Here is a 20,767-nt window from a genome sequence, read left to right as displayed (position 1 = left end):
GGGGTGCCGGGCCGCCGACGAGCCTATCGCGCGGGTCCCAGCGGTTGCTGGGATTCGCCCCCGCTCGCCGCCAGATCGAGCGTCTCGCGCCACGAGCGGGACTGCCCGGCCCGCACGGCGCACAGCACGAGCAGCACCCAGCCGATGCCCTGCAGCGTGAAGCTCTCGAACATCGAGTCGACGAGGAGCGCGACGAGCACGGCCGGCGTCCAGGCGTACACCGTGGAGCGGCGCTCGCTCGCGACGAGCCACGACCGCACGAACGCGATCGCGCACAGGGACGCGAACAGGACGAGCCCGATCCAGCCGAGCTGCAGGAGCACGTCGAAGAACGCGTTGAGCGCGGAGCGGTGCGACTCGCCGAGGTAGAAGTTGATGACGTTCATGGGGTATGCGCCCGCGTCCCAGTCGCCGCGCCATCCGTACCCCTGGATGGGCCGGTTCGACACCCACGTGAGGATGCTGTTCCAGAGGTCGGCGCGCAGCGAGAACCCGGCCGTCGCATCGAGCCACCGCAGGATCGGGTGGCGCAGCGCGTACGCGATCGCGAGCCCCGCCACGACCGCCGTCGCGAGGGTCCACTGCACGGCGCGCCGGCGCGCGGGCCGCGTGCGGCGCACGGTGGCGAGGGCGAGGAGAGCGAGGGTGACGGACAGCGCGAGGACGACGGCCGTGGGCGAGGCGGAGAGCACCGCGAGCACGGCGGCGAGCGAGATGGAGAACACCGCCGTCTGCGTCGGGACCGACTGCGTGCGCCACTCGACGAGGAAGGTGACGAGCGCCACCACCGCGACGAACCCGAGCATGTTGCGCGTCCCGAACAGGCCCTGCACGGGGCCGCCGCTCGCGATCTCGCCGGCGATGCCGAGGAACGGGAACGGCATGTCGAGGAGGATTCCGGAGAGGATCTCGACGGCGAGCGAGGCGGCGAGCAGCCCGCGGAGCACGTCGCCGAGCGCGCGCACGGTCTGCAGGGTGTCGCGCACGTGCGCGATGACGACCGCGACGAACCCGTAGCCGAGCATCGACAGCCATCCGCTCGGCGTGGCGTCGTCGTCGCCCGACCAGATCGTCGAGACGAGGGCCCACAGCACGAAGGCGACGAGTCCCGTCGGCGCGATCGAGAGCACCCTCAGCTCACGTCGGCGGGCGAACAGGATGGCCGCGCCCAGCGCGACGAGGAGGGTCATGATCGTGCCGAGGGCGACGCCGCCCGCCGTGCGCTCCACGACGTGCGCGCCGAAGACGGCCAGCAGCGCCGCGATCGTGTAGGCGCGCGCCATGTCGGCCGTGCGGAGCATCCGCAGCGCGAGGCGGACGGGCGAGTAGGGGTTGGTCATCCGCGACGGGTCCGCCGCTCGGGCGCCGACGAGGCGTCGGCCTGCACGTCGACGAGCGGCGCCGTCTTGATGCGGGACGACAGCGTCACCACGAGCAGCCAGCCCCAGAGCATGATCGGCCCCGATTCGGTGATCCCCTGCACGAGCAGCATCGCCGTGACGAGGATCGGCAGGAGAGACACCGCCTGGTAGGGGCGGTCGGCTCGCAGGTCCCAGCGGGGGCGGTCGACCGCGAAGAACCAGGCCCGCCATGCGAGGGCGGCGAACACTCCGCCGACGACGACCACGCCGACGACGCCGAGCTGGAGGAGGACGTCGAGCCACATGTCGTGCGCGTGGAACACGGTGATCCCGTGGTCGGTGATCCAGCCGGCGAAGGCGGCGTCCCACGGCAGCCACGGCGATGCGAAGCCGTTGCCAGCCACGGGACGGGTGGCGGCGCGCTCGAGCACGGCCTGCCAGATATCCGCGCGGCCCGTGAGGTCGCCGCCGCGGCCGACGAGGTCGAGCAGGCGGTCGCGCAGGAGCGCCGCCACCGCGATGCCCCCCGCCCCGACGAGCGCGAACAGCGCGTAGAGGCGCGTGCGCGCCCCCGGCCCCTCGGCGCGCCGCACGAGCAGCGCAGCGGCGAGCACGGCGGCGACGACGGCGCCCGCCGCGAAGGTGGTCGCCGACCCCGCGCGCAGCAGCAGCCAGACGGCGGCGGCCGTCCACACCCCCCGCATGACGATCCCTGGCGCGCGCTCGGCGAGGCGCAGGCCGAAGACGATCACGGCGAGCAGGCAGAGGATGCCGAGCAGGTTCGAGTTGCCGACGACGCCCTGCAGCCGCCCGCCGTGGAGCACGCCGTCGAAGAGGTTGCCGCGGATCCAGTACCAGTGCGGGTCGGGATCGGCCGGCGCGTCGGAGAAGTTCGGGAGCAGCGGCGATCCGCGCCATGCCACCCACAGCTCCATCGCGAGCGACAGCGCGACGACCCATCGCAGGGCGAGCTCGAGACAGCGCAGCAGCTCGCGCCACGTCAGCACGTCGGCGAGGAAGAGCGCCTGCAGCGTCGTCCCGACGAGGAGCGCCCAGGTGACAGCCGTGGTGACCGGCCACTGCGACCACAGCAGCGACGCGAGGGCGAGGGCCGCGTACGCGAGCACGAGCCAGGGGAGGCGGCGCCACGGGTAGGCGCTCTTCCGCCGCGACGGACGCAGCCGGGGGACCCAGACGGCGGCCGTGCACAGCGTCAGCGCCGCGAGCACGCCCGCCGCCCCCGCCGGTCCGAGCAGGTTGTACCAGGACGAGTGCGCGAGCGCCGAGAAGACCACGAGCGTCGCGTAGGCGCGCAGCAGCAGGTGGCCTGTCGTCTCGCGCTCCGGCGCGGTGGGCGGGTCCGCGATCGGATGGCGGCTGAGCTGCGTCATCGCGGACCAGGCTACCGTCACGCCGTGCCGCCACGCCCTAGGGTGGGAGCCGTGATCGTACGCCTGCGAAACGCGCCGCGCGACTATGCGTGGGGCTCCCGGACACTGCTCGCCGCCCTCGAGGGACGAGCCCCCGCCGAAGGGCCGGAAGCGGAGGTCTGGTTCGGCGACCATCCCTCCGACCCCGCGGAGACGCCGGACGGCCGCACGCTCGGCGCATGGCTCGCCGACCAGGGCGCCTCGCTGCCGGGCGGACGCCTCCCGTATCTGCTGAAGCTGCTCGCCGCAGGCTCCCCGCTGTCGATCCAGGTCCATCCGACCCGTCAGCAGGCGCGCGAGGGCTTCGCACGGGAGAGCCGACTCGCCGACGGCGCCGCGCGCAACTACGTCGACGACAATCACAAGCCCGAGATCATCGTCGCCCTCAGCGAGCACTTCGAGGCTCTCTGCGGTCTGCGCGAGCTCGATGCGACGCACCGCCTGCTCGACGCGATCGGCCCGGCCACGGCGCCCCTGCGCGAGCGTCTCGTCGATGCCGAGGGAGTGCGAGGGGCGCTCGGCTGGCTGCTGGGCGGAGGCGGCTCCGAGACGGTCGCCGCGATCATCGCCGCGCTCGAGTCGGCACAGTCGACCGAGTTCGCTGCGGAGCTCGCGAACGCCCGACGCGTCGCGGCCATCTACCCGGGCGATGCCGGCGTCGTCGTGGCGCTCCTCATGAACTACGTGCCGCTCCGTCGCGGCGAGGGGCTCTTCCTGGGGGCGGGCCAACTGCACGCCTACGTCTCGGGGCTCGGGGTGGAGCTCATGGCCGCGAGCGACAACGTGCTCCGCGGAGGACTCACCCCCAAGCGCATCGACGTGCCCGAGCTGCTCTCCATCGTCGATCCGACACCGGGTCCCGTCCCCGTCGTGCTCCCCGTCGCGATCGACCACGGCAGCCGGGGGATCGAGTCCTTCCCCGTTCCGGTCGACGATTTCCGGCTGCTGCGCGCGCGGGTCGGCGAGGGCGACGAGTCGATCCTCCGGCCGACGGGAGCGGCCGTCGTGGTCGCGACCGCGGGAGCCGTGACGGTCTCGGCCGGGAGCGAGAGCGTCGTCCTCGAGCCGGGTCAGGCGCTGTTCGCCACGCCCGGTACGGAGGAGCTGTGGTTCACAGGAGACGGGGAGGTCTTCGCGGCGGAGCCTGGGGGAGCCGCCTGAGCCGGCAACCGACACGCCGACACGCCCGGTGAACCTTCGATCACTCCTTCAGGGTTTACGATCCGCGACTTGACCTCAGCGAATCACACGGTTGTAATTAGGTGCACGAGTTGCCCGCAGGGGGATCGACGAGGGGTGGGAGAGCGACGATGGCGGCATCGCAGTACCGATCCGGAGTTCCCGACGACTGGTTCGTCGATCCGGTAGACCTCGGAGTCCCCGGGGTCAGGACGACGGAGGACGTCGACGAGGGCACCCTCGGATGGCAGAGCGACGCCCTGTGCGCGCAGACCGACCCCGAGGCGTTCTTCCCCGAGAAGGGCGGGTCGACGCGCGACGCCAAGCGCATCTGCTCCTCGTGCGACGTCCGCGCCCAGTGCCTCGACTACGCGCTGCAGAACGACGAGCGCTTCGGCATCTGGGGCGGGCTCAGCGAGCGCGAGCGCCGCAAGCTCAAGCGCCGCGCCTGAGAATCCGCCGCCGCGCCGTGCGCGTCGTCGGGCCCGGGGGGACGTCGGCTTAGGCTGTGCGGGTCATGCCTGCCGCAGTCCACGCCGTCCTCGTCGCGCGCACCTCGCCGGAAGCCGCTCCCGTCCTCGAGCGAACCCTCGCGTCCGTCCGGGCGCAGACGCGCCGCGCCGACGCGCTCACGATCGTCGTGTGCGGTCCGACGGCCCCTGTGCGCGCGCTCCTCGACTCCTCGGGAGCCGAGGGCGTCATCGAGGCGTCTGCGACGACGACGTTCGCCGCGGCCGTCGACTACGCCGTGCGCCGCGTCTCGCCGGGCGCCGCCGTGTGGCTCCTCTCCCACGACGCGGCGCCGCACCCCGGGGCGCTCGCCGCCCTCTCCGCCGAGCTCGAGCGCGGCCCGTCGATCGCGATCGCGGCCCCCAAGCTCGTCGACGAGGACGACGCCGACCGCATCGTCTCGCTCGGCCAGACCATGACCCGCCTCGGACGAGCGGTCGAGCTCGCGGACGGGGAGTTCGACCAGGGGCAGTTCGACAGCCGCGACGACGTGCTCGGGGCCGACGTGCGCGGCATGCTCGTGCGGGGAGAGGTCTTCTCGGCCCTCGCTCCCGACCGGTCGCTCCTCGGCGTCGACGAGGGTCTCGACATGGGCGTCCGCGCGCACCTCGCCGGGCATCGCGTCGCCCTCGTGCCCGCCGCGCGCCTCGCGGTTCGCGCGCGGTCTCGGCGCCGGCCGTCGGCCGCGGCGTACCTCACGCGTCAGGCGCAGCTGCACCGGCGCCTCTCGTACGCGCCCGCGTGGGCCGTCGTGCTCCACTGGCTCTCGCTCCTTCCTCTCGCGCTGTGGCGCACGGTCGTGCACCTCGTCGCGAAGAACCCGGGGCATGTGCCCGCGGAATGGGCGGCCGCTGTCGTCGCGATGGCGCGCGTGCGGGGCGTCGCGCGGTCGCGGCGCCGGATCCGACGCGGCCGCCGCGCGTCGTGGGCCAGCGTGGAGCCGCTCCGCATCGGCAGGGAGCAGCTGCGCGAACGGCACGAGCCGCATGCGTCCCCCGTCGTCCGCCGGGAGCTGCGCTTCTTCAGCGGCGGGGGAGCCTGGGTCGTGCTCGGCGCGCTCGTCGTCTCGATCGCGGCGTTCCTCGCCCTGCTCTCGTGGGACGGCGTCGCGGGCGGCGCTCTCCTGCCGCTCCACGACACCGTCGCGGGGCTGTGGGGTGCGGCCGCCTACGGGCTGCGCGAGATCGGGCTCCACACCGTCTCGCCGGCCGACCCGTTCGCCGCCGTCATCGCCGTCGTCGGATCCCTCGCACCCGCCTCCCCGTCGTTCGCGCTCCTCGCCCTGTGGCTGCTCGCCCTCCCGCTCGCCGCGCTGGGCGCCTGGTTCGCGGCCACGCGCGTCACGACGCGGTCGGGTCTGCGAGCCTGCGCCGCGATCCTCTGGGCGCTGTCGCCGACGCTCCTGTCGGCCCTCGTCGACCCGCGCCCCTCCGCCGTCCTCCTGCACCTCCTGCTGCCCTGGCTGCTCTTCGCCGCCGCGGCGGCGCACCGGTCGTGGGGAGCCGCGGGGAGCGCGTCCCTCCTCCTCGCGGCCGTCCTCGCCTGCGCGCCCTCGCTCATCCCCGCGCTCGCGCTCGTGTGGCTGATCGCGCTCCTCCTCACCGCGGCTCTGCGCCCGCGCGGGATCGCCCGCGTCGTATGGACGGCCGTGCCCGCCGTCGCGCTGTTCCTCCCGCTCGTCCTCGCGCAGCTCGACCGCGGCACGCCGTGGGCGCTCGCGGCCGATCCGGGCTCGCCCTGGGCAGGACCGTCGCTCGACATCGCAGAGCGATGGCGCGCCGCCCTCGGGTTCCCGACGGCCGATCCGGGCGGATGGGGCTCGCTCCTCGAGCAGCTCGGGCTCGACCCGTCGACATGGTGGGTTCCGATCCTCCTCGCGCCCCTCGCGCTCGCCGCCCTCGCCGCGCCGCTGACACGGCGCTGGCGGGTCGGCACGGGCCTCGTCGTCGTCGCGGTCCTCGGTCTCGCCACCGCGTACGCCGCCGTGGGCGTGCAGGTGTCGCTCGACCAGTCGCAGCCGGTTGCCGTGTGGCCGGGCAGCGGCATCGCGCTCGCCTGGCTCGCCCTCATCGGCGCGGCCGCCGCCGCCCTCGACACGGGAGCGGCGCCGCGCGCGCTCAAGGCCACGTGGGCCGTCGCCGCCACCGTCTGCGTGGCCGTCGTCGCCCTCCCGGCGCTCACCGCGGTGCACCGAGGCGATGCCGCGCTCCAGGACGGCGGAGGATCGACCCTCCCGGCGTACGTCGCCGCGCTCGCAGCGGGAGACGACGCGTCGGCCACCCTCGTGCTCACGCCGCAGCCCGACGGCGGGCTCTCGGCCGAGGTCGTCTGGGGAGCGAGCGAGACCCTCGGCGGCCAGTCGACCCTCCAGACCACGCAGCGGGCGCTCGGCGAGGACGACGAGGAGGTCGCCGAGCTCGCGGCGGACCTCGTCTCGGGTGCCTCGACGGACGTCCCTGCGCTCCTCGCGGCCGAGGGCATCCGGTTCGTCCTCCTCGCGGCGCCGTCCGACGAGAGCGACGCGGCGCGCGTGCTGCGGCTCACGTCCGCCACGGAGCTCGACCAGCGGGCGGGCTTCGTCCGCGCGGGGGAGACGAGCCGCGGGGTGCTGTGGGTGATCGAGGACGCCGTACGGGAGGAGTCGGGCGCCGAACGGGCGGCCATGACCGCCGAGCAGGAGTCCACCGCGCGCACGGTCGTCCTGGGCCAGCTCGTCGCCCTCGCGGTCGCCCTGCTGCTCGCCGTGCCCACGCCGGCGTCGCACCGGGCGGCGCGGGGCAAGACGCGCGTGCTGGGCGCGGGATACGAGGAGGCGTCATGACCCGCACGACCACGGCCATCCGGATCGGGATCGGCGCCCTCGTGTCGGCGGCCTCCGTCGCGGCCGTCGCGCTGGGGGCCGGCGCCGTGCCGTGGCCCTCCGTCTCGACCCCGGCCGCCACCGTGTCGGTCGAGCCAGCGCCCGCCGAGGTGCTGCTCGCCTGCGACGGTCCTCTCCTGGCTGTGGGACGCACGGCCGAGGACGCCTCGGCCGTGAGCGTCGCGGCGGATGCCTCCGTCGTGTCCGGTGCGGAGGGCGGCGGCGCCCCCGCGGAGTCGACCCTCGCCATCCCCGGCGTCGCAGATGCGACGGCCCCGCTGCTCTCGCAGCTGCCGGACGGCCGCGACGCGGTGGCCATCGCGGCGGCCTCGTCGGTGTCGGCGTCGTACGGCGATCTCGCCGGGTACGCGGCCTCGGAGTGCCGCGCGCCGCAGATGGAGTCGTGGATCGTCGGCGGCGACGTCGCGACGGGGTCGACCGGGCTCCTCCTCATCGCCAATCCCACGGAGGTGAACGCGGTCGTCTCCCTCGACGTGTACGGCGTGGACGGCGTCACCACGCCGGCGGGCGCCGATGCGATCGCGGTTCCCGCCGGCACCCAGACCGTGCTGCCCCTCGCGTCCGTCGCGGGCGGCGAGGCGTCGCCCGTCGTGCGGATCGAGGCGACGGGCGCCCCCGTCCGCGTCACCCTGCAATCGAGCATCGTCCGCACGCTCGTCCCGGGAGGCATCGACCTGCAGCCGTCGACGACGCCCGCACTCGAGCAGGTCATGCCGGGCGTCGCGGTCACCGACGAGGCGGCATCGGGGGAGAACCCCGCCGGGCTCGTCCGTCTCCTGTCGACGAGCGACGCGACCGCGACCCTCAGAGTCGTCGGCGAGGACGGCACGGACGCCCGCGCGCCGGAGGACGTGGTCCTCACCGCCGACCAGCCGCTCTCCGTCGATCTGGGCGGCCTCCCTGCCGGCCGCTACACCGTGCGGGTGGATTCCGATGTGCCGCTCGTCGCGGCGGCGTGGCAGACGACGGGGTTCGGCGAGGCGTCCGACTTCGCCTGGTACGCGGCGGCGCCCGAGATCACGGGGGAGACGCTCGTCGCGGTGCCCGACGGGCCGTCGCCCCGACTCGAGATCGCCAACACGCGGGACGTCGACACGACCGTGGTCGTCACGGGCGAGGGCGGCGAGCAGATCGTCGACGTCGCGGCGGGCTCGTCCGTGTCGGTCGGGTTGGAAGGCGCGGCCGTCTACACGTTCGACGCCGGCGAGACGGGGGTGCACGCGTCCGTCGGCTTCGCCGACGCGTCGTCGCTCGCCTCGCTCCCCGTCGACCAGGACCCCGCGTCGCCGCCGCCCGTCGTCGTCTACCCGTGACGGGTCAGTACCAGCGGTAGCGGTCGGGCGCCAGGTCCCACGGATCGCGGTCGAGGTAGTCGGCGGCCGCGCGGAAGACGGCCCCCTCGATGATGAGCCGGCGGTGGAGGTCGTCTGCCCGGGGGAACTCGTCGCCGTGGATGCGGCTGAGCCGCTCGACGGGGATGCGGAAGAGGATGATGCGGCGCGCCTCGCGATCGATGCGCCACCGCGGGACGCCGTCCTCGTCGGGTGCCGATGGCACACCGGCGATCTCGAAGCTCACGTCGCGCAGCTCCGGCCAGGCCCCCCGCAGGTACTCCGCGGCCGATCCGACGGCGACGTCGAAGCGCTCGTAGCGCGTGTCGACGGGCGGGAGGGGCGGACGGACGATGGAGCTGCGGCCCGTGCGGCCGTGGCGTCCGTGGCGGGCCGTCGCCCGCGCGGGGACGGGCTTCGGAGGACGGTTCCACCACTTCATGCGATCCAGCTTACGGCCCGCCCTGCGCGCCGCGGCGGGGCGCCCCCTCCGCACTGGCTAGGGTGGGGGCGATGCGCGAGAGACAGTGTTCGAAGGTGGGCTGCACCCGCGAGGCCGTCGCCACCATGACGTACGACTACACCGACAAGATGGCGGCCGTGGGTCCGCTGGGTGCGCAGTCCGATCCGCACGCGCACGACCTGTGCGCGTCGCACACCGATCGCCTCTCCGTCCCGCAGGGATGGGTCGTCGTGCGGCACGAGACCCTGCGCGCGTAGCCGGGTCCGCTCCGGCTCGGCCGAGGCGCGCGGCGCTACCCGGCGACGAGTCGCGGGGTGCCGGCCTCGTACTCCGTGAGCCCGCCCGTCTCACCCGATCGCGACGCGCGTCGGCCGACGACGAGCATGTAGACGAGGAACACGCCGAGCGCGATCGCCCCGAGCCCGATCTTCAGCCACCAGGGCCACGGCTGGCCCGTGACGAACCCCTCCACGACACCGGAGAGCGCGAGGGCGAACACGAGCCCGATCGCGACGGTGGCGAGCGAGAGGCCCGCGTCCGCGAGCGCCGCGAGCCGGGTGCGCGGCCCCGGCGCGACGATCGCCCAGAAGATGTGCAGGCCGGCCGCTCCCGCGACGAAGATGCTCGTCATCTCGAGCAGGCCGTGCGGGAGGATGTACAGCACGAACACGTCGCCGCGGTCGAAGGCGAACATGACGGCCGCCGACGTGCCGAGACCGATGGCGTTCTGCATGAGGACGTACACGGGGAAGATCCCCGTCACGCCGAACAGCACGCACTGCGCCGCGATCCAGGCGTTGTTCGTCCACACCATGCCCGCGAACACGGCGGCGGGGTTCTCCGTGTAGTACTGCGCGAACTGCTCGTCGGCGTACTGCTGGAGCTGCGCCTCGGGCCCGAGCGCCGCCATGAGCGCCGGATCGGCCGATGCCCACGTCGCGACGAGGACGACGATCGCGATGAAGGCCGCGGCGACGACGAGCGTCGTCCAGCGCAGCCGGTAGAGCGCCGCGGGCAGCTGGAGGGCGAAGAAGCGGGGGAGCAGCCGCAGCACGTTCTCGGGGGCGCCCGTGAGCCGCAGCCGTGCGCGGCCGAGCATGGTCGAGACATGGTCGCCGTGGGGCGTGCGGCCCGCGCTGGTCTTGATATCGGCGAGATCCGCCGACGCCGCCTGGTAGCGCGCGACGAGCTCGTCGACCTCGGGGCCCGCAAGATCGCGCCGCTTCGACAAGCCGTCGAGACGCGCCCATTCGGGGGCGCGTGCGGCCGTGAGCGCGTCGAGATCCACCTGGTTAACTGTACGCATGTCGACGCCTCCCGTACCGGTGCGCGCCGCCCGTGGGGCCATCCGAGACGACGAGGTGCTCACGGGAGAGGCGGTCGCGCTCGACGTGCAGCCGGTCGGAGTGCTGCTGAGGGCGGTCGGCGCGGTCATCGACATCGTCGTGTCGGCCGTGCTGTACCTGCTGTTCGCGTTCGCCGTGATGAGCATGCTCGAGGCCGGCGTGCTCGACGAGGCGACGCTGCAGATCGCCCTCGTCGTCATGCTCGTGCTGCTCTTCGTCGCCCTGCCGACGGCCGTCGAGACCGTGACGAAGGGACGCAGCCTCGGCAAGCTCGCCGTGGGCGGGCGCGTCGTGCGATCGGACGGCGGGGCCATCGGCTTCCGCCACGCCCTCATCCGCGCCCTCGTGGGCGTCTTCGAGGTCTACATGACCGCGGGCGGGGTCGCGCTCCTCGTCGGCATCTTCACGCCGCGTTCGCAGCGCCTCGGCGATCTCGTCGCCGGGACGTACGGCGAGCGGACGCGGACACCGACGCTCCCCGCACCCGACTTCTCGATCCCGCAGGGGATGGCCGAGTGGGCGCGCATCGCCGATGTCGCGCGGCTGCCCGACCGCTCCGCGCGGCGGCTCTCGCAGTTCGTCGCGGGTGCCGAGCGGATGTTCCCCGCCGCGCGCGAGCGCACCGCCCGCGAGCTCGCAGCGGAGGTGGCGCCGTTCGTGTCGCCGCTTCCGCCCGTCCACCCCGAGGCGCTCGTGCGCGCCGTCGTCGCGGTCCGGCGCGAGCGCGAGCTGCGCGCGCTGCGCCTGCGCGACGAGCGCGTGGCCCGGCTCGCGCGCTGACGGCGCGGGCCGGGCGACGCGCCGTCAGGGGCGGTCGGCGAAGACCGCCCGGTAGGCGTAGCCCGCGATGAGCGCTCCGACGACGGGGAACACGAGGAACACCCAGAGCTGGGCCAGCGCCGTTCCGCCGCCGTAGAGCGCCGAGGCGATCGATCGCGCGGGGTTCACGGACGTGCCGTCGACGGGGATGCTGACGAGGTGGATGAGCGCGAGCGTCAGCCCGATCGCGACGGGGGCGAGCGTCGTCCCCCGCTCGGGGTGCGTGGAACCGAGGATGACGAAGAGGAAGACCGCGGTGAGGAGCACCTCGGTGATGATGACGGCGGGGAGCTGGAAGCCGCCGGGCGAGAGCGGACCCCACCCGTTGCTGCCGAAGCCGGCGTTCTGCGCCTCCTCGAGCCATCCGGCCGGACCGAACAGGCCGATCAGCACGAGGAACGTCGTCGCGACGGCCCCGCCGATGACCTGCACGACGATGTACTTCCACGTGTCCGCCCAGGCGAAGCGGCCGGCGGCTGCGAGGCCGAGGGTGACGGCGGGGTTGAAGTGGGCGCCCGACACCCCGGCGAACGCGGCGGCTCCCACGACGACCGTCAGCCCGAAGGCGGAGGCGGTCGCGAGGTAGCCGACGCCGGGCGCGAAGACGGCGGCCTCGTTCGCGAAGTGCGACGCGAACAGGGCGGTGCCGACACCTCCGAACACGAGGAGGAACGTCCCGATCGCCTCGGCGGTGAGCCGGGAGGCGGTGGACGGCGGCGATGCGACAGGTCTCTCGGTCATGCGGGCCCCTTCTCGACGGATGATCCCCTTCTGCATCGTGGCACGGCGCGTCTCGCGGCGGGAGAGGCGCGCGTGCCGCGACGTCATGCGACGACACGCCTAGTTTTGATTCACTCAAAAGAGCGATAGGATGGGGGCATGACCGCGCACGACGCCCCGCCCCTCGCCGAGGAGGCCATCCGGGGTGCGGGCCTGCGCGTCACGGCGCCGCGCCGGGCCGCCTACGACGCGCTCGCGGGCCTTCCCCATGCGCGTGCGGACGAGATCTTCGAGCGGGTGCGCGCGACCATCCCCGGCACGAGCCTGCAGGCGGTCTACAACGTGCTCGGCGACTTCGTCGACGCGGGCCTCGCGCGGCGGATCGAGCCGAGCGGCCAGCCGGGTCTCTTCGAGCTGCGCGTGGGCGACAACCACCACCACGTCGTCTGCACGTCGTGCGGGCGCGTGGACGACATCGACTGCATCGTCGGCGAGGCGCCCTGCCTCCACCCCGCGCACGACACGGGCTTCCGCATCCAGGTCGCCGAGGTCACGTTCTGGGGTCTCTGCCCCGACTGCGCGGCGGCCGCCGACTCCCGACCCCCTTCCGACCCTGACCGACCCTGAAAGGACGATCATGAGCAGCGACCCCATGGACGGATGCCCCGTCATCCACGACGGCACGCCGGCCGACGACACCACGCGCCTCCCCGGCGACGACGTCCCCGCCGCGGAGCCCGCCGGCCGTCTCGCGCACCCCACGCAGGGCGACGCGAACCGCCAGTGGTGGCCTGAGCGCCTCAACCTCAAGCTCCTCGCGAAGAACCCCGCCGTCTCCGACCCGTTCGGAGACGAGGGCTTCGACTACGCCGAGGCGTTCTCGGCGCTCGACCTCGCCGCGGTCAAGGCGGACATCGCCGAGACGCTCACGACCTCGCAGCCGTGGTGGCCGGCCGACTTCGGGCACTACGGCCCGCTCATCATCCGCATGGCGTGGCACAGCGCGGGCACCTACCGTGCGACCGACGGCCGCGGCGGCGCCGGAGCCGGCCAGCAGCGGTTCGCTCCGCTGAACAGCTGGCCCGACAACGGCAACCTCGACAAGGCGCGCCGCGTGCTGTGGCCGGTCAAGAAGAAGTACGGCAAGAGCCTGTCGTGGGCCGACCTCATGATCCTCGCCGGCAACGTCGCGCTCGAGACGATGGGTCTCAAGACCTTCGGCTTCGCGGGCGGCCGCGCCGACGTCTGGGAGCCCGAGGACGACGTGTACTGGGGCGGCGAGAAGATCTGGCTCGGCAGCGACAAGCGCTTCTCGGGAGACCGCGAGCTCGAGAAGCCGCTCGCGGCGACCCACATGGGCCTCATCTACGTCAACCCGGAGGGGCCGGAGGGCGTGCCGGACCCGCTCGCCGCAGCCGACGACATCCGCACCACCTTCCGCCGCATGGGCATGGAGGACGACGAGACGGTCGCCCTCATCGCGGGCGGCCACACCTTCGGCAAGACGCATGGCGCCGCGCCAGACTCGCACGTCGGCGCCGACCCCGAGGGTGCGTCGATCGAGGAGCAGGGCTTCGGCTGGAAGAACGCGCACGGCACCGGCAAGGGCGACGACACCATCACGTCGGGCCTCGAGGTGACGTGGACGTACCACCCCACCCGCTGGGACAACGAGTTCTTCCACATCCTCTACGGCTACGAGTGGGAGCTCATGGAGAGCCCCGCCGGCGCCAAGCAGTGGCGCCCGAAGGACGGCGGCGGCAGCGACATGGTGCCGCTGGCGCACTCCGACGGCAAGCGCGAGCCGCGCATGCTCACGACCGACCTCGCCCTGCGCATGGACCCCTCTTTCGACGAGATCTCGCGACGCTTCCGCGACGACCAGGACGCGTTCAGCGACGCCTTCGCGCGTGCCTGGTTCAAGCTCACGCACCGCGACATGGGCCCCAAGGCCCGCTACCTCGGCCCCGAGGTGCCCGCGGAGGACCTCATCTGGCAGGACCCGCTTCCGGCGGTGGACCACGAGCTCATCGACGCGGCGGACGCGAAGGCGCTCAAGGAGCGGATCCTCGCGACCGGCCTCACGGTGTCGCAGCTCGTCTCGACGACGTGGGCGGCGGCATCCACCTTCCGCGGCGGAGACAAGCGCGGCGGGGTCAACGGCGCGCGCATCCGGCTCGCCCCGCAGAAGGACTGGGCGGTCAACAACCCGCCGCAGCTGCAGACGGCGATCGCCGCGCTCGAGATCGTGAAGGCGGAGTTCGAGCAGGGCGGCAAGCGCGTCTCGCTCGCCGACCTCATCGTGCTGGCCGGCAACGCGGCCGTCGAGAAGGCCGCGGCCGACGCGGGGGTCGAGGTCGAGGTGCCGTTCCGTCCCGGTCGCGTCGACGCGACGCAGGAGCAGACCGACGTCGACTCCTTCGCGTTCCTCGAGCCCATCGCCGACGGCTTCCGCAACTACGCCGGTCCCGACGCGACGCTGCCCGCCGAGTACCTGCTCGTCGACAAGGCGAACCTGCTCACGCTGAGCGCGCCGGAGACGACCGTGCTCGTCGGCGGCCTGCGGGTGCTCGGCGCCAACTGGGACGGCTCCGCCTACGGCGTCTTCACCGACCGCCCCGGCGTGCTCACGAACGACTTCTTCGTGAACCTGCTCGACCTCGGCAAGACGTGGCGCCCGCTCGACCCGGGCAAGCACGCGTTCGAGGCGACGGTCGACGAGACCGGCGAGGTGTTCGGCCGCGGCACGCGCGTCGACCTCGTCTTCGGCTCGAACTCGGAGCTGCGCGCGCTCGCCGAGGTGTACGCCTCCGACGACGCCGCAGGCAAGTTCGTCGCCGACTTTGTCAAGGCGTGGACGAAGGTCACGGAGCTCGACCGCTTCGACCTGAAGTAGGCGCGACATCAGCCGCGGGCCGGCCTCGGGACCTCCCGGGGCCGGCCCGCGGCGTCCGACCCGGTGCGTGGTCCGGGCAGCGCCCCCGCCTACAGGCGACCGGCGCGTTTGAGGGCGAGGTACCGGTCGGCGATGCGGGGCGGGAGCTCCTCGGGCGTGTCCGAGACGGCGACGGCGCCCGCGCGCTCGACTGCACGGCGCACGCGCGCGGTGGCGGCGAGAGCGGCCTCGGCGCCCGCGGCACGGTAGAAGGCGTCGCGTGAGCCCCGGGACGCCGCGGCGTCCGCGAGCGTCGAATCCGTCGCCGTGCCGACGAGCACGACGGTCCCCGCCCGCACCACCGAGGGCAGAGCGCCGAGGAACCCGCGCGACGCGTCCACCGACTCCTGCGCTGTCAGTAGCACGAGCAGGGACGGCCGGGGATGGAGTCGGCGCGCCTGGGCGAGCGCGGCATCCCAGTCGGTGTCGATGAGCTGCGCGTCGACGGACGCGAGCGCGTCGACGAGCTCGGGCAGGAGCGCAGGGCCGTCGACGCCCGTCACCCTGGCGCGCACGAGCCGGTCGAACGCGACGACGTGCACGTGATCGCCCGCCCGCTGCGCGAGCGCCGCGAGCAGCAGCGCGGCCTCCAACGCCGCATCGAGGCGGGTGCCGTCGCCGACGCGGGCCGCGGCCGTCCGCCCCGAGTCGATGACGATGACGACATGCCGGTCGCGTTCGGGCCGCCACGTGCGAAGCATCGTCGTCGCGGCGCGAGCGGTCGCGCGCCAGTCGATCGAGCGCACGTCGTCGCCGCGCACGTATTCGCGCAGGGAGTCGAACTCCGTGCCCTGCCCGCGCACCTGCACGCTCGTGCTGCCGTCGAGCTCGCGTAGCCGCGCCACGCGGCTCGCCAGGTGCCGGCGGCTCGTGAACGGCGGCAGCACGCGGATGGCCCCCGCTGCGGGCAGCACGCGCTGCCGCCCCGCGAGGCCCAGCGGTCCGGCCGACCGGACGACCGCGAACTCGGTGCGCAGTTCTCCGCGGCGCCGGGGGAGGAGCGGAACGCGGTAGGCGCGCGACTCGCCGGCCGGCACGTCGATCGGGATGCGATCGGATGGGGCGCCCGCCGTCGGCTGCCATCCGTCGCGTGCACGCCCGTGCAGCCGGCGTGCACCGGTGTTGACCAGACGCAGCACGGCCGTCGTCTGCTCGCCGAGGCGGACGCGCGCGGGCAGATCGCGCATCACCCTGAGCGCGCGCGGGTCGGCCGCCGCCGCGACATCCGACGCGACGGCCGCAGCGCACAGCGCCAGCCACGCCAGCAGCACGTGCCACGCGCTCGCCCCCGCTGCGTCGAGGACGACCACGGGCACGGCGCCGAGGGCGACGGCGATCGCGAGCCGGCCGGTGACGTACATGGGGTGCCTCTCAGAGCGGGACGGGCGTCTGCTGCAACACCGACGACAGCACGGCCTCGGGGGAGACGCCCTCGATCTCGGCGTCCGCCCGCAGCACGATGCGGTGCCGCCACACCGGCACGATCATCGCCTGCACGTGGTCTGGGGTGATGGCGGGGTATCCGCCGAGCCACGCCCATGCCTTGGCGGCGGCGAGCAGGGCGGTCGCCGCACGCGGGCTCGCACCCACCTGGACGGACGGGCTCTGCCGGGTCGCCCGCGCGAGGTCGACGATGTAGGCGAGCACGTCGTCGGTCGCGGCCACCTGCGACGCCGCGCGCTGCGCCGCCCGGATCTCGTCGGCGCCCACCACGGGCCGCACGTCGTCGAGCGAGCGCGGCGAGAACCCGTCGGCGTGACGGCGGAGCACCGCCACCTCCGCGTCGCGCGCTGGCACGTCGACGATGAGCTTGAGCAGGAAGCGGTCGAGCTGCGCCTCGGGCAGCGTGTACGTGCCCTCGTGCTCGATGGGGTTCTGGGTCGCGCATACGAGGAACGGATCGGGCAGGGGGCGGGTGACGCCATCCGACGACACCTGCCGCTCCTCCATGGCCTCGAGGAGCGCGGCCTGGGTCTTCGGCGGCGTGCGGTTGATCTCGTCGGCGAGGAGCACGTGCGTGAAGACGGGCCCCTCGCGGAAGTCGAACTCGCCCGATCGGGCGTCGTAGACGAGCGAGCCCGACACGTCGCCCGGCATGAGGTCGGGCGTGAACTGCACGCGCTTCGTGTCGAGGCCGAGCGTGCGGCTGAACGCGCGCACGAGCAGCGTCTTCGCGACGCCCGGAACGCCCTCCAGCAGCACGTGGCCGCGAGCGAGGAGGGCGATGAGGAGACCGCTCACGGCGCCGTCCTGGCCGACGACGGCCTTGCCGACCTCGTGGCGGACGCGGGTCATGGCCTCCCGCAGGGCGTCGCCGGAGGCGGATGTCGTCTCGGTCACGGTCGTGTCCTTTCAGTGCGGACGGCGGCGTCGACGGCCGCCTCGAGGTCTCGGAGCCGCTCGCCCGAGGCGACGAGGTCGGCATCGGAGGCGGGGTCGGCGAGCAGGATGGCGCGCACGGTCTCGCGCGGCGCGCCCAGGCGGGCGGCCGCCGCGTCCGCGACTTCGCCGGGACCCGCGTGGCGTGCCAGCCCGAGGCGCACGGCCATCCGCTCGCTCGCGCCCGCGCGGAGGAGGGCAGCGGCGTGACGGGCGTCGGCGGTCCGCGCGTAGAGGCGCGCGCGGCCCTCGAGGGTCTCGTTCGCGCGCACCGTCACGGGAAGATCCTCGGCGACGAGCGGACCGAAGCGGCGGCCGCGCCACAGTCCCGCGGCCACGGCGGTGAGCGCGGCGAGCACGAGCACGGGCGTCACCCAGCCGGGCGTCAGGTCGCCCAGGTCGGGTGCGGACGTCGCGGTCGAGTCGTCGAGGCCCGGGAGGAACCACACCACCTCGTCGTGCGCGCCGAGGAGCCCGAGCCCGAGCGCCGCGGCGCCGTCGTCGGCGAGGCGCTCGTTGACGAGCAGCGCGGCGGCGTCGAGAGCCGTGATCGACCCTCCGTCGGTCTGCACGCGCAGCAGGCCGTAGCCGTCGCCGACGGGGTAGCAGGCGTCGGCGGCGTCGCCGCGCGTGTACGTCTCGCCGGGGGCGACGTCGCCCGCCCGGGCGGCCGCGTCGACATCGCACGAAGGCGCGACCGCCGCGCCCGTTCCGTAGGCCGCGTACGAGGAGCCGAACAGCAGGCGCAGGTCGCGCGAGGTGGGAGCGAGGAGCACGACGTCGGCGCCGGATGCGGCGAGGGCCTCGACGTCGTCGTCGGCGAGCGGCGCCGTCGATCCCAGGACGAGGGTGGTGCCGTCGCCTGCCGCGAGCGCGGCGTCGAGGTCGTCGGCCACGACGACGCGGATGCCCCCGCGCTCGGCGAGCAGGGTGGTGAGCGCCAGGCTGCCGTCGGGCCCTGGCCCCTCGGGATCGAAGGCGTCGCGAGGCGTCCACTCCCGCGATGCGAGCGCGACGAGCACGAGTCCGAAGACGACGAACCCGGCGATGATCGCGAGCCATCCCGCGGCCGTCCGCCCTCGCCGGCGCGCGGGCGCCGATGCAGCCGTCGTCATATCCGCACCTCGGCGCGGAGCACCGCGGGCCGCGTGGCGCCGAGCGCGGCGTCGAGGGCCGCGATGCGGTCGAACGTGTCGCGCGCGCCCGGCCGGCGCAGGTACCGGACGTCGTCGAACGAGGCCGCGGCATCGTGGAGCGCCGCCGTGTGGCCGGGGAACGGCTCGACGGCCAGATCGGCGAAGCGCTGCGCCGTCATGCCGGGTGCGGGATCGACCAGATCGCGCTCCTCCAGCCCGCGCGCGAGCGCGCGGAACGCGTCGGCGATCGCGGCGTCCCACGCGCTGGCGGCGGCATGGCGCGCCGCATCGGCGCGCAGCTCGGCGGCGCTGCGGTGCGCGTCGTCGCCGAAGAGCAGCGCAGAGGCGGAGGCGGCGCGGCCCGCGGATCGCGGTCGGCCCCAGATGAGGAAGGCGGCCACGACGAGCAGCGCGACGACGGCGATCACGACCGTCGCGAGCAGGGGGCTCCACCCGCCGTCGATCTGCGGGTTGAGGATGCCCGAGACGAAGTCCGCGATCGCCTGGGCGATACGGTCGACGAGGTTCGGCTGCGCAGCGTCGTACACGGGGTCGGACAGCTCGTCCTCCGCCCAGTCGCGGGCATCGTCGCCGTCGGGGAGGAACGCGAGCGCGACGCCGAGGGCAGCCCTCACGGGACGGCGCTGCCGTCGGATGCGCTGCCGTCGGACGTTCCGGAGCCGTCCGGCCGTCCGGGGTCGTCGGATGACCGGGGCGGGGTCGGCGGCGCGGCGAGGGGATCGGACGCCGGGGGAGCCGCGTGGGCGTCGGACGACGGCGCGTACTGCCCGTACCGCGGCTCCGGCCTCGCGGACGGCGGCTGTCCGTAAGGCGCCTGTCCGTACGGTGCCTGTCCGTACGGCGCTTGTCCGTAAGGTGCTGCCTGTCCGTAAGGCGCCTGTCCGTATGGCGGCTGTCCGTAAGGTGCTGCCTGTCCGTAAGGCGCTTGTCCGTACGGTGCCTGTCCGTAAGGCGCTTGTCCGTAGGGCGCCGGCTGTCCGTACGGTGCTGCCTGCCCGTAGGGCGCCTGGCCGTAGGAGGGAGCGCCCGGTCCCCACGCGGGTCGGACGGGAGGCACGGCCGCAGGATCGAAGGCATACGGATCGTCGAGCGCGGTCGAGCCGGCGTCCCGCTGCTCGAGGTGGCGCTGCAGCCGCAGATCGAGCCCCTCGCGCCGCATGCGCGCGTCGATGTAGACGAGCGCGGCGGATGTCGCCTGGACCACGACGGCGATGGAGCTCACGACGAGCGTCGCGATCTGGCTCGCGGCGACGGTGAGCGCGAACGCGATGGCCTCGCTCACCGACGACTCGCCGGTGGGCGCGAAGACGGCTGTCGCGGCTCCTCCGAGGAACGAGAACGGGACGCCCACGACGTACGACGCCGCGCTCATGATGAGGTTGACGAGCACGATGATCCCGAACGTCGGCCAGAAGCGCCCGTGCGTCAGCTGCCATGACCGGCGGATGCCGCCAGCGACCGTGGCCCGTTCGAGGAGGATCGCGCTGGACACCAGGAAGAGCTTCGTGCCGAGCCACGCGTAGAGGACGATGCCGCCCAGCACGGCGAGCACGCCGAAGAGCACAGCCGACCACGGCTCGCCGAACGCGAGGGCCACGGTGATGCCGACGAGCAGCGCGATCACGACGGCGACGGCGACGGTCACGAGGGCGTAGTAGCCGAGCAGCCGCCAGAACACGGGCCGCACGCGCTGCCAGATGCCGCCCAGGGTCATCCGCTCGCCGAGAACGGCGTGTGCGACCTCTCCGACGACGACCGCCTGCACCGCGATGCCGAGGACGCCCATGAGGAGGCTGACGCCGAGGGTCGCGAGGCCGACCGTCAGCGCCGAGCCGTCCAGGATGGCGTCGTACTCGTCGGTGTTCGGCGGCACCGTGTCGAGACGGGAGAACGTGGCCCACGCGACGGCGCCGATGACGCCGATCGCGATGAGGGAAGACACGAGCTGCACGACCATCGCGAACCCGAGGAGCACGCGGGGGTTGCCCCGGAGCGCCGAGAACGAGGAGCCGAGGATCGTGCCGAACCCGAGCGGATGCAGGGGGATGAGCCCTCCCCGCGGTGCCGGCGTCCACGTCTGGTCAGCGCTCACGTCGATCCTCCCTCGACCCGCGGTGTCACCGGGCGCCGGAGCGCCCGCGTCCCCTCATCGTGTCACACGTCGCGCCCCGCGCCCCGTGTCGCCGCGGACCCGCCGACCACGTCGTCTAGGCTCGTGTGAGCCGTACGCCCGCGCGCGTCGCGCGCGGCACTGTC

18 protein-coding genes are annotated in these 20,767 nt (G+C 73.9%); 8 read left to right on the top strand and 10 right to left on the bottom strand.

Annotation, left to right across the window (positions count from 1 at the left end):
• Positions 1 to 23: 23 nt before the first annotated feature.
• Complete coding sequence (locus ABD998_RS05700; protein ID WP_345436816.1) at positions 24 to 1,340, bottom strand: O-antigen ligase family protein; 1,317 nt, start codon at positions 1,338 to 1,340, stop codon at positions 24 to 26.
• Positions 1,337 to 2,752, bottom strand: coding sequence for an O-antigen ligase family protein (locus ABD998_RS05695; RefSeq protein WP_345436814.1), 1,416 nt, complete (start codon positions 2,750 to 2,752; stop codon positions 1,337 to 1,339). The genes ABD998_RS05700 and ABD998_RS05695 overlap by 4 nt, the downstream gene beginning before the upstream one ends.
• A 51-nt stretch (positions 2,753 to 2,803) precedes the next feature.
• Here ABD998_RS05695 and manA point away from each other — a divergent pair, with 51 nt between their 5' ends.
• The 4 genes from manA (at position 2,804) to ABD998_RS05675 (ending at position 8,674) form a co-directional block, all read left to right on the top strand.
• The gene (gene manA, locus ABD998_RS05690; RefSeq protein WP_345436812.1) at positions 2,804 to 3,952 is read left to right on the top strand and encodes a mannose-6-phosphate isomerase, class I; all 1,149 of its coding nucleotides are present in this window, start codon (positions 2,804 to 2,806) and stop codon (positions 3,950 to 3,952) included.
• A gap of 149 nt (positions 3,953 to 4,101) precedes the next feature.
• Positions 4,102 to 4,422: a WhiB family transcriptional regulator gene (locus ABD998_RS05685; protein WP_345436810.1), complete on the top strand. Its 321-nt coding sequence runs from the start codon at positions 4,102 to 4,104 to the stop codon at positions 4,420 to 4,422.
• A gap of 65 nt (positions 4,423 to 4,487) precedes the next feature.
• The gene (locus ABD998_RS05680; protein WP_345436808.1) at positions 4,488 to 7,301 is read left to right on the top strand and encodes a glycosyltransferase family 2 protein; all 2,814 of its coding nucleotides are present in this window, start codon (positions 4,488 to 4,490) and stop codon (positions 7,299 to 7,301) included.
• Entirely contained in the window at positions 7,298 to 8,674 is a 1,377-nt protein-coding gene (locus tag ABD998_RS05675) for a DUF5719 family protein (RefSeq protein ID WP_345436806.1), read from the top strand. The genes ABD998_RS05680 and ABD998_RS05675 overlap by 4 nt, the downstream gene beginning before the upstream one ends.
• A 4-nt stretch (positions 8,675 to 8,678) precedes the next feature.
• On the opposite strand, the gene ABD998_RS05670 is transcribed toward ABD998_RS05675, so the two are convergent.
• Positions 8,679 to 9,134: a hypothetical protein gene (locus tag ABD998_RS05670; protein WP_345436804.1), complete on the bottom strand. Its 456-nt coding sequence runs from the start codon at positions 9,132 to 9,134 to the stop codon at positions 8,679 to 8,681.
• Positions 9,135 to 9,205: 71 nt separating this feature from the next.
• On the opposite strand from ABD998_RS05670, the gene ABD998_RS05665 reads away from it, so the two are divergent.
• Positions 9,206 to 9,412, top strand: a complete 207-nt coding sequence (locus ABD998_RS05665; protein ID WP_345436802.1) for a DUF3499 family protein — start codon at positions 9,206 to 9,208, stop codon at positions 9,410 to 9,412.
• A gap of 35 nt (positions 9,413 to 9,447) precedes the next feature.
• Here the strand turns inward: ABD998_RS05665 and ABD998_RS05660 are convergent, their stop codons facing one another.
• Entirely contained in the window at positions 9,448 to 10,443 is a 996-nt protein-coding gene (locus ABD998_RS05660; RefSeq protein WP_345436800.1) for a stage II sporulation protein M, read from the bottom strand.
• Between the two features lie 16 nt (positions 10,444 to 10,459).
• On the opposite strand from ABD998_RS05660, the gene ABD998_RS05655 reads away from it, so the two are divergent.
• Complete coding sequence (locus ABD998_RS05655) at positions 10,460 to 11,281, top strand: RDD family protein (RefSeq protein ID WP_345436798.1); 822 nt, start codon at positions 10,460 to 10,462, stop codon at positions 11,279 to 11,281.
• Between the two features lie 24 nt (positions 11,282 to 11,305).
• On the opposite strand, the gene ABD998_RS05650 is transcribed toward ABD998_RS05655, so the two are convergent.
• A complete protein-coding gene (locus ABD998_RS05650) occupies positions 11,306 to 12,061 on the bottom strand; it encodes an aquaporin (RefSeq protein WP_345436796.1) in 756 nt (251 codons plus the stop codon).
• 138 nt (positions 12,062 to 12,199) lie between these two features.
• Between ABD998_RS05650 and ABD998_RS05645 the strand changes: the two genes are divergently transcribed.
• Both ABD998_RS05645 and katG read left to right on the top strand, forming a co-directional pair.
• Positions 12,200 to 12,667, top strand: coding sequence for a Fur family transcriptional regulator (locus ABD998_RS05645; RefSeq protein ID WP_345436794.1), 468 nt, complete (start codon positions 12,200 to 12,202; stop codon positions 12,665 to 12,667).
• Between the two features lie 10 nt (positions 12,668 to 12,677).
• Entirely contained in the window at positions 12,678 to 14,936 is a 2,259-nt protein-coding gene (gene katG / locus ABD998_RS05640) for a catalase/peroxidase HPI (RefSeq protein WP_345436792.1), read from the top strand.
• A gap of 89 nt (positions 14,937 to 15,025) precedes the next feature.
• Here the strand turns inward: katG and ABD998_RS05635 are convergent, their stop codons facing one another.
• Genes ABD998_RS05635 through ABD998_RS05615 form a run of 5 tightly spaced genes read right to left on the bottom strand, consistent with a single transcriptional unit; the run spans position 15,026 to position 20,603 of the window.
• Complete coding sequence (locus tag ABD998_RS05635) at positions 15,026 to 16,336, bottom strand: DUF58 domain-containing protein (protein ID WP_345436790.1); 1,311 nt, start codon at positions 16,334 to 16,336, stop codon at positions 15,026 to 15,028.
• 10 nt (positions 16,337 to 16,346) lie between these two features.
• Positions 16,347 to 17,270, bottom strand: a complete 924-nt coding sequence (locus ABD998_RS05630; RefSeq protein WP_345436942.1) for an AAA family ATPase — start codon at positions 17,268 to 17,270, stop codon at positions 16,347 to 16,349.
• A gap of 41 nt (positions 17,271 to 17,311) precedes the next feature.
• A complete protein-coding gene (locus tag ABD998_RS05625) occupies positions 17,312 to 18,469 on the bottom strand; it encodes a DUF4350 domain-containing protein (RefSeq protein ID WP_345436788.1) in 1,158 nt (385 codons plus the stop codon).
• Positions 18,466 to 19,125 carry a DUF4129 domain-containing protein gene (locus ABD998_RS05620; RefSeq protein WP_345436785.1) on the bottom strand — a complete coding sequence of 220 codons (660 nt, stop codon included), beginning with the start codon at positions 19,123 to 19,125 and terminating at the stop codon, positions 18,466 to 18,468. Before ABD998_RS05620 ends, ABD998_RS05625 begins: the two co-directional genes overlap by 4 nt.
• Positions 19,122 to 20,603 carry a glycerophosphoryl diester phosphodiesterase membrane domain-containing protein gene (locus tag ABD998_RS05615; protein WP_345436783.1) on the bottom strand — a complete coding sequence of 494 codons (1,482 nt, stop codon included), beginning with the start codon at positions 20,601 to 20,603 and terminating at the stop codon, positions 19,122 to 19,124. Before ABD998_RS05615 ends, ABD998_RS05620 begins: the two co-directional genes overlap by 4 nt.
• Between the last annotated feature and the right edge of the window lie 164 nt (positions 20,604 to 20,767).

Source organism: Microbacterium gilvum (assembly GCF_039543865.1).
GTDB classification, from domain to species: Bacteria; Actinomycetota; Actinomycetes; order Actinomycetales; family Microbacteriaceae; genus Microbacterium; species Microbacterium gilvum.
The sequence above is the reverse complement of the archived record's forward strand: the minus strand, read 5'-3'. Positions and strand labels throughout refer to the sequence as shown.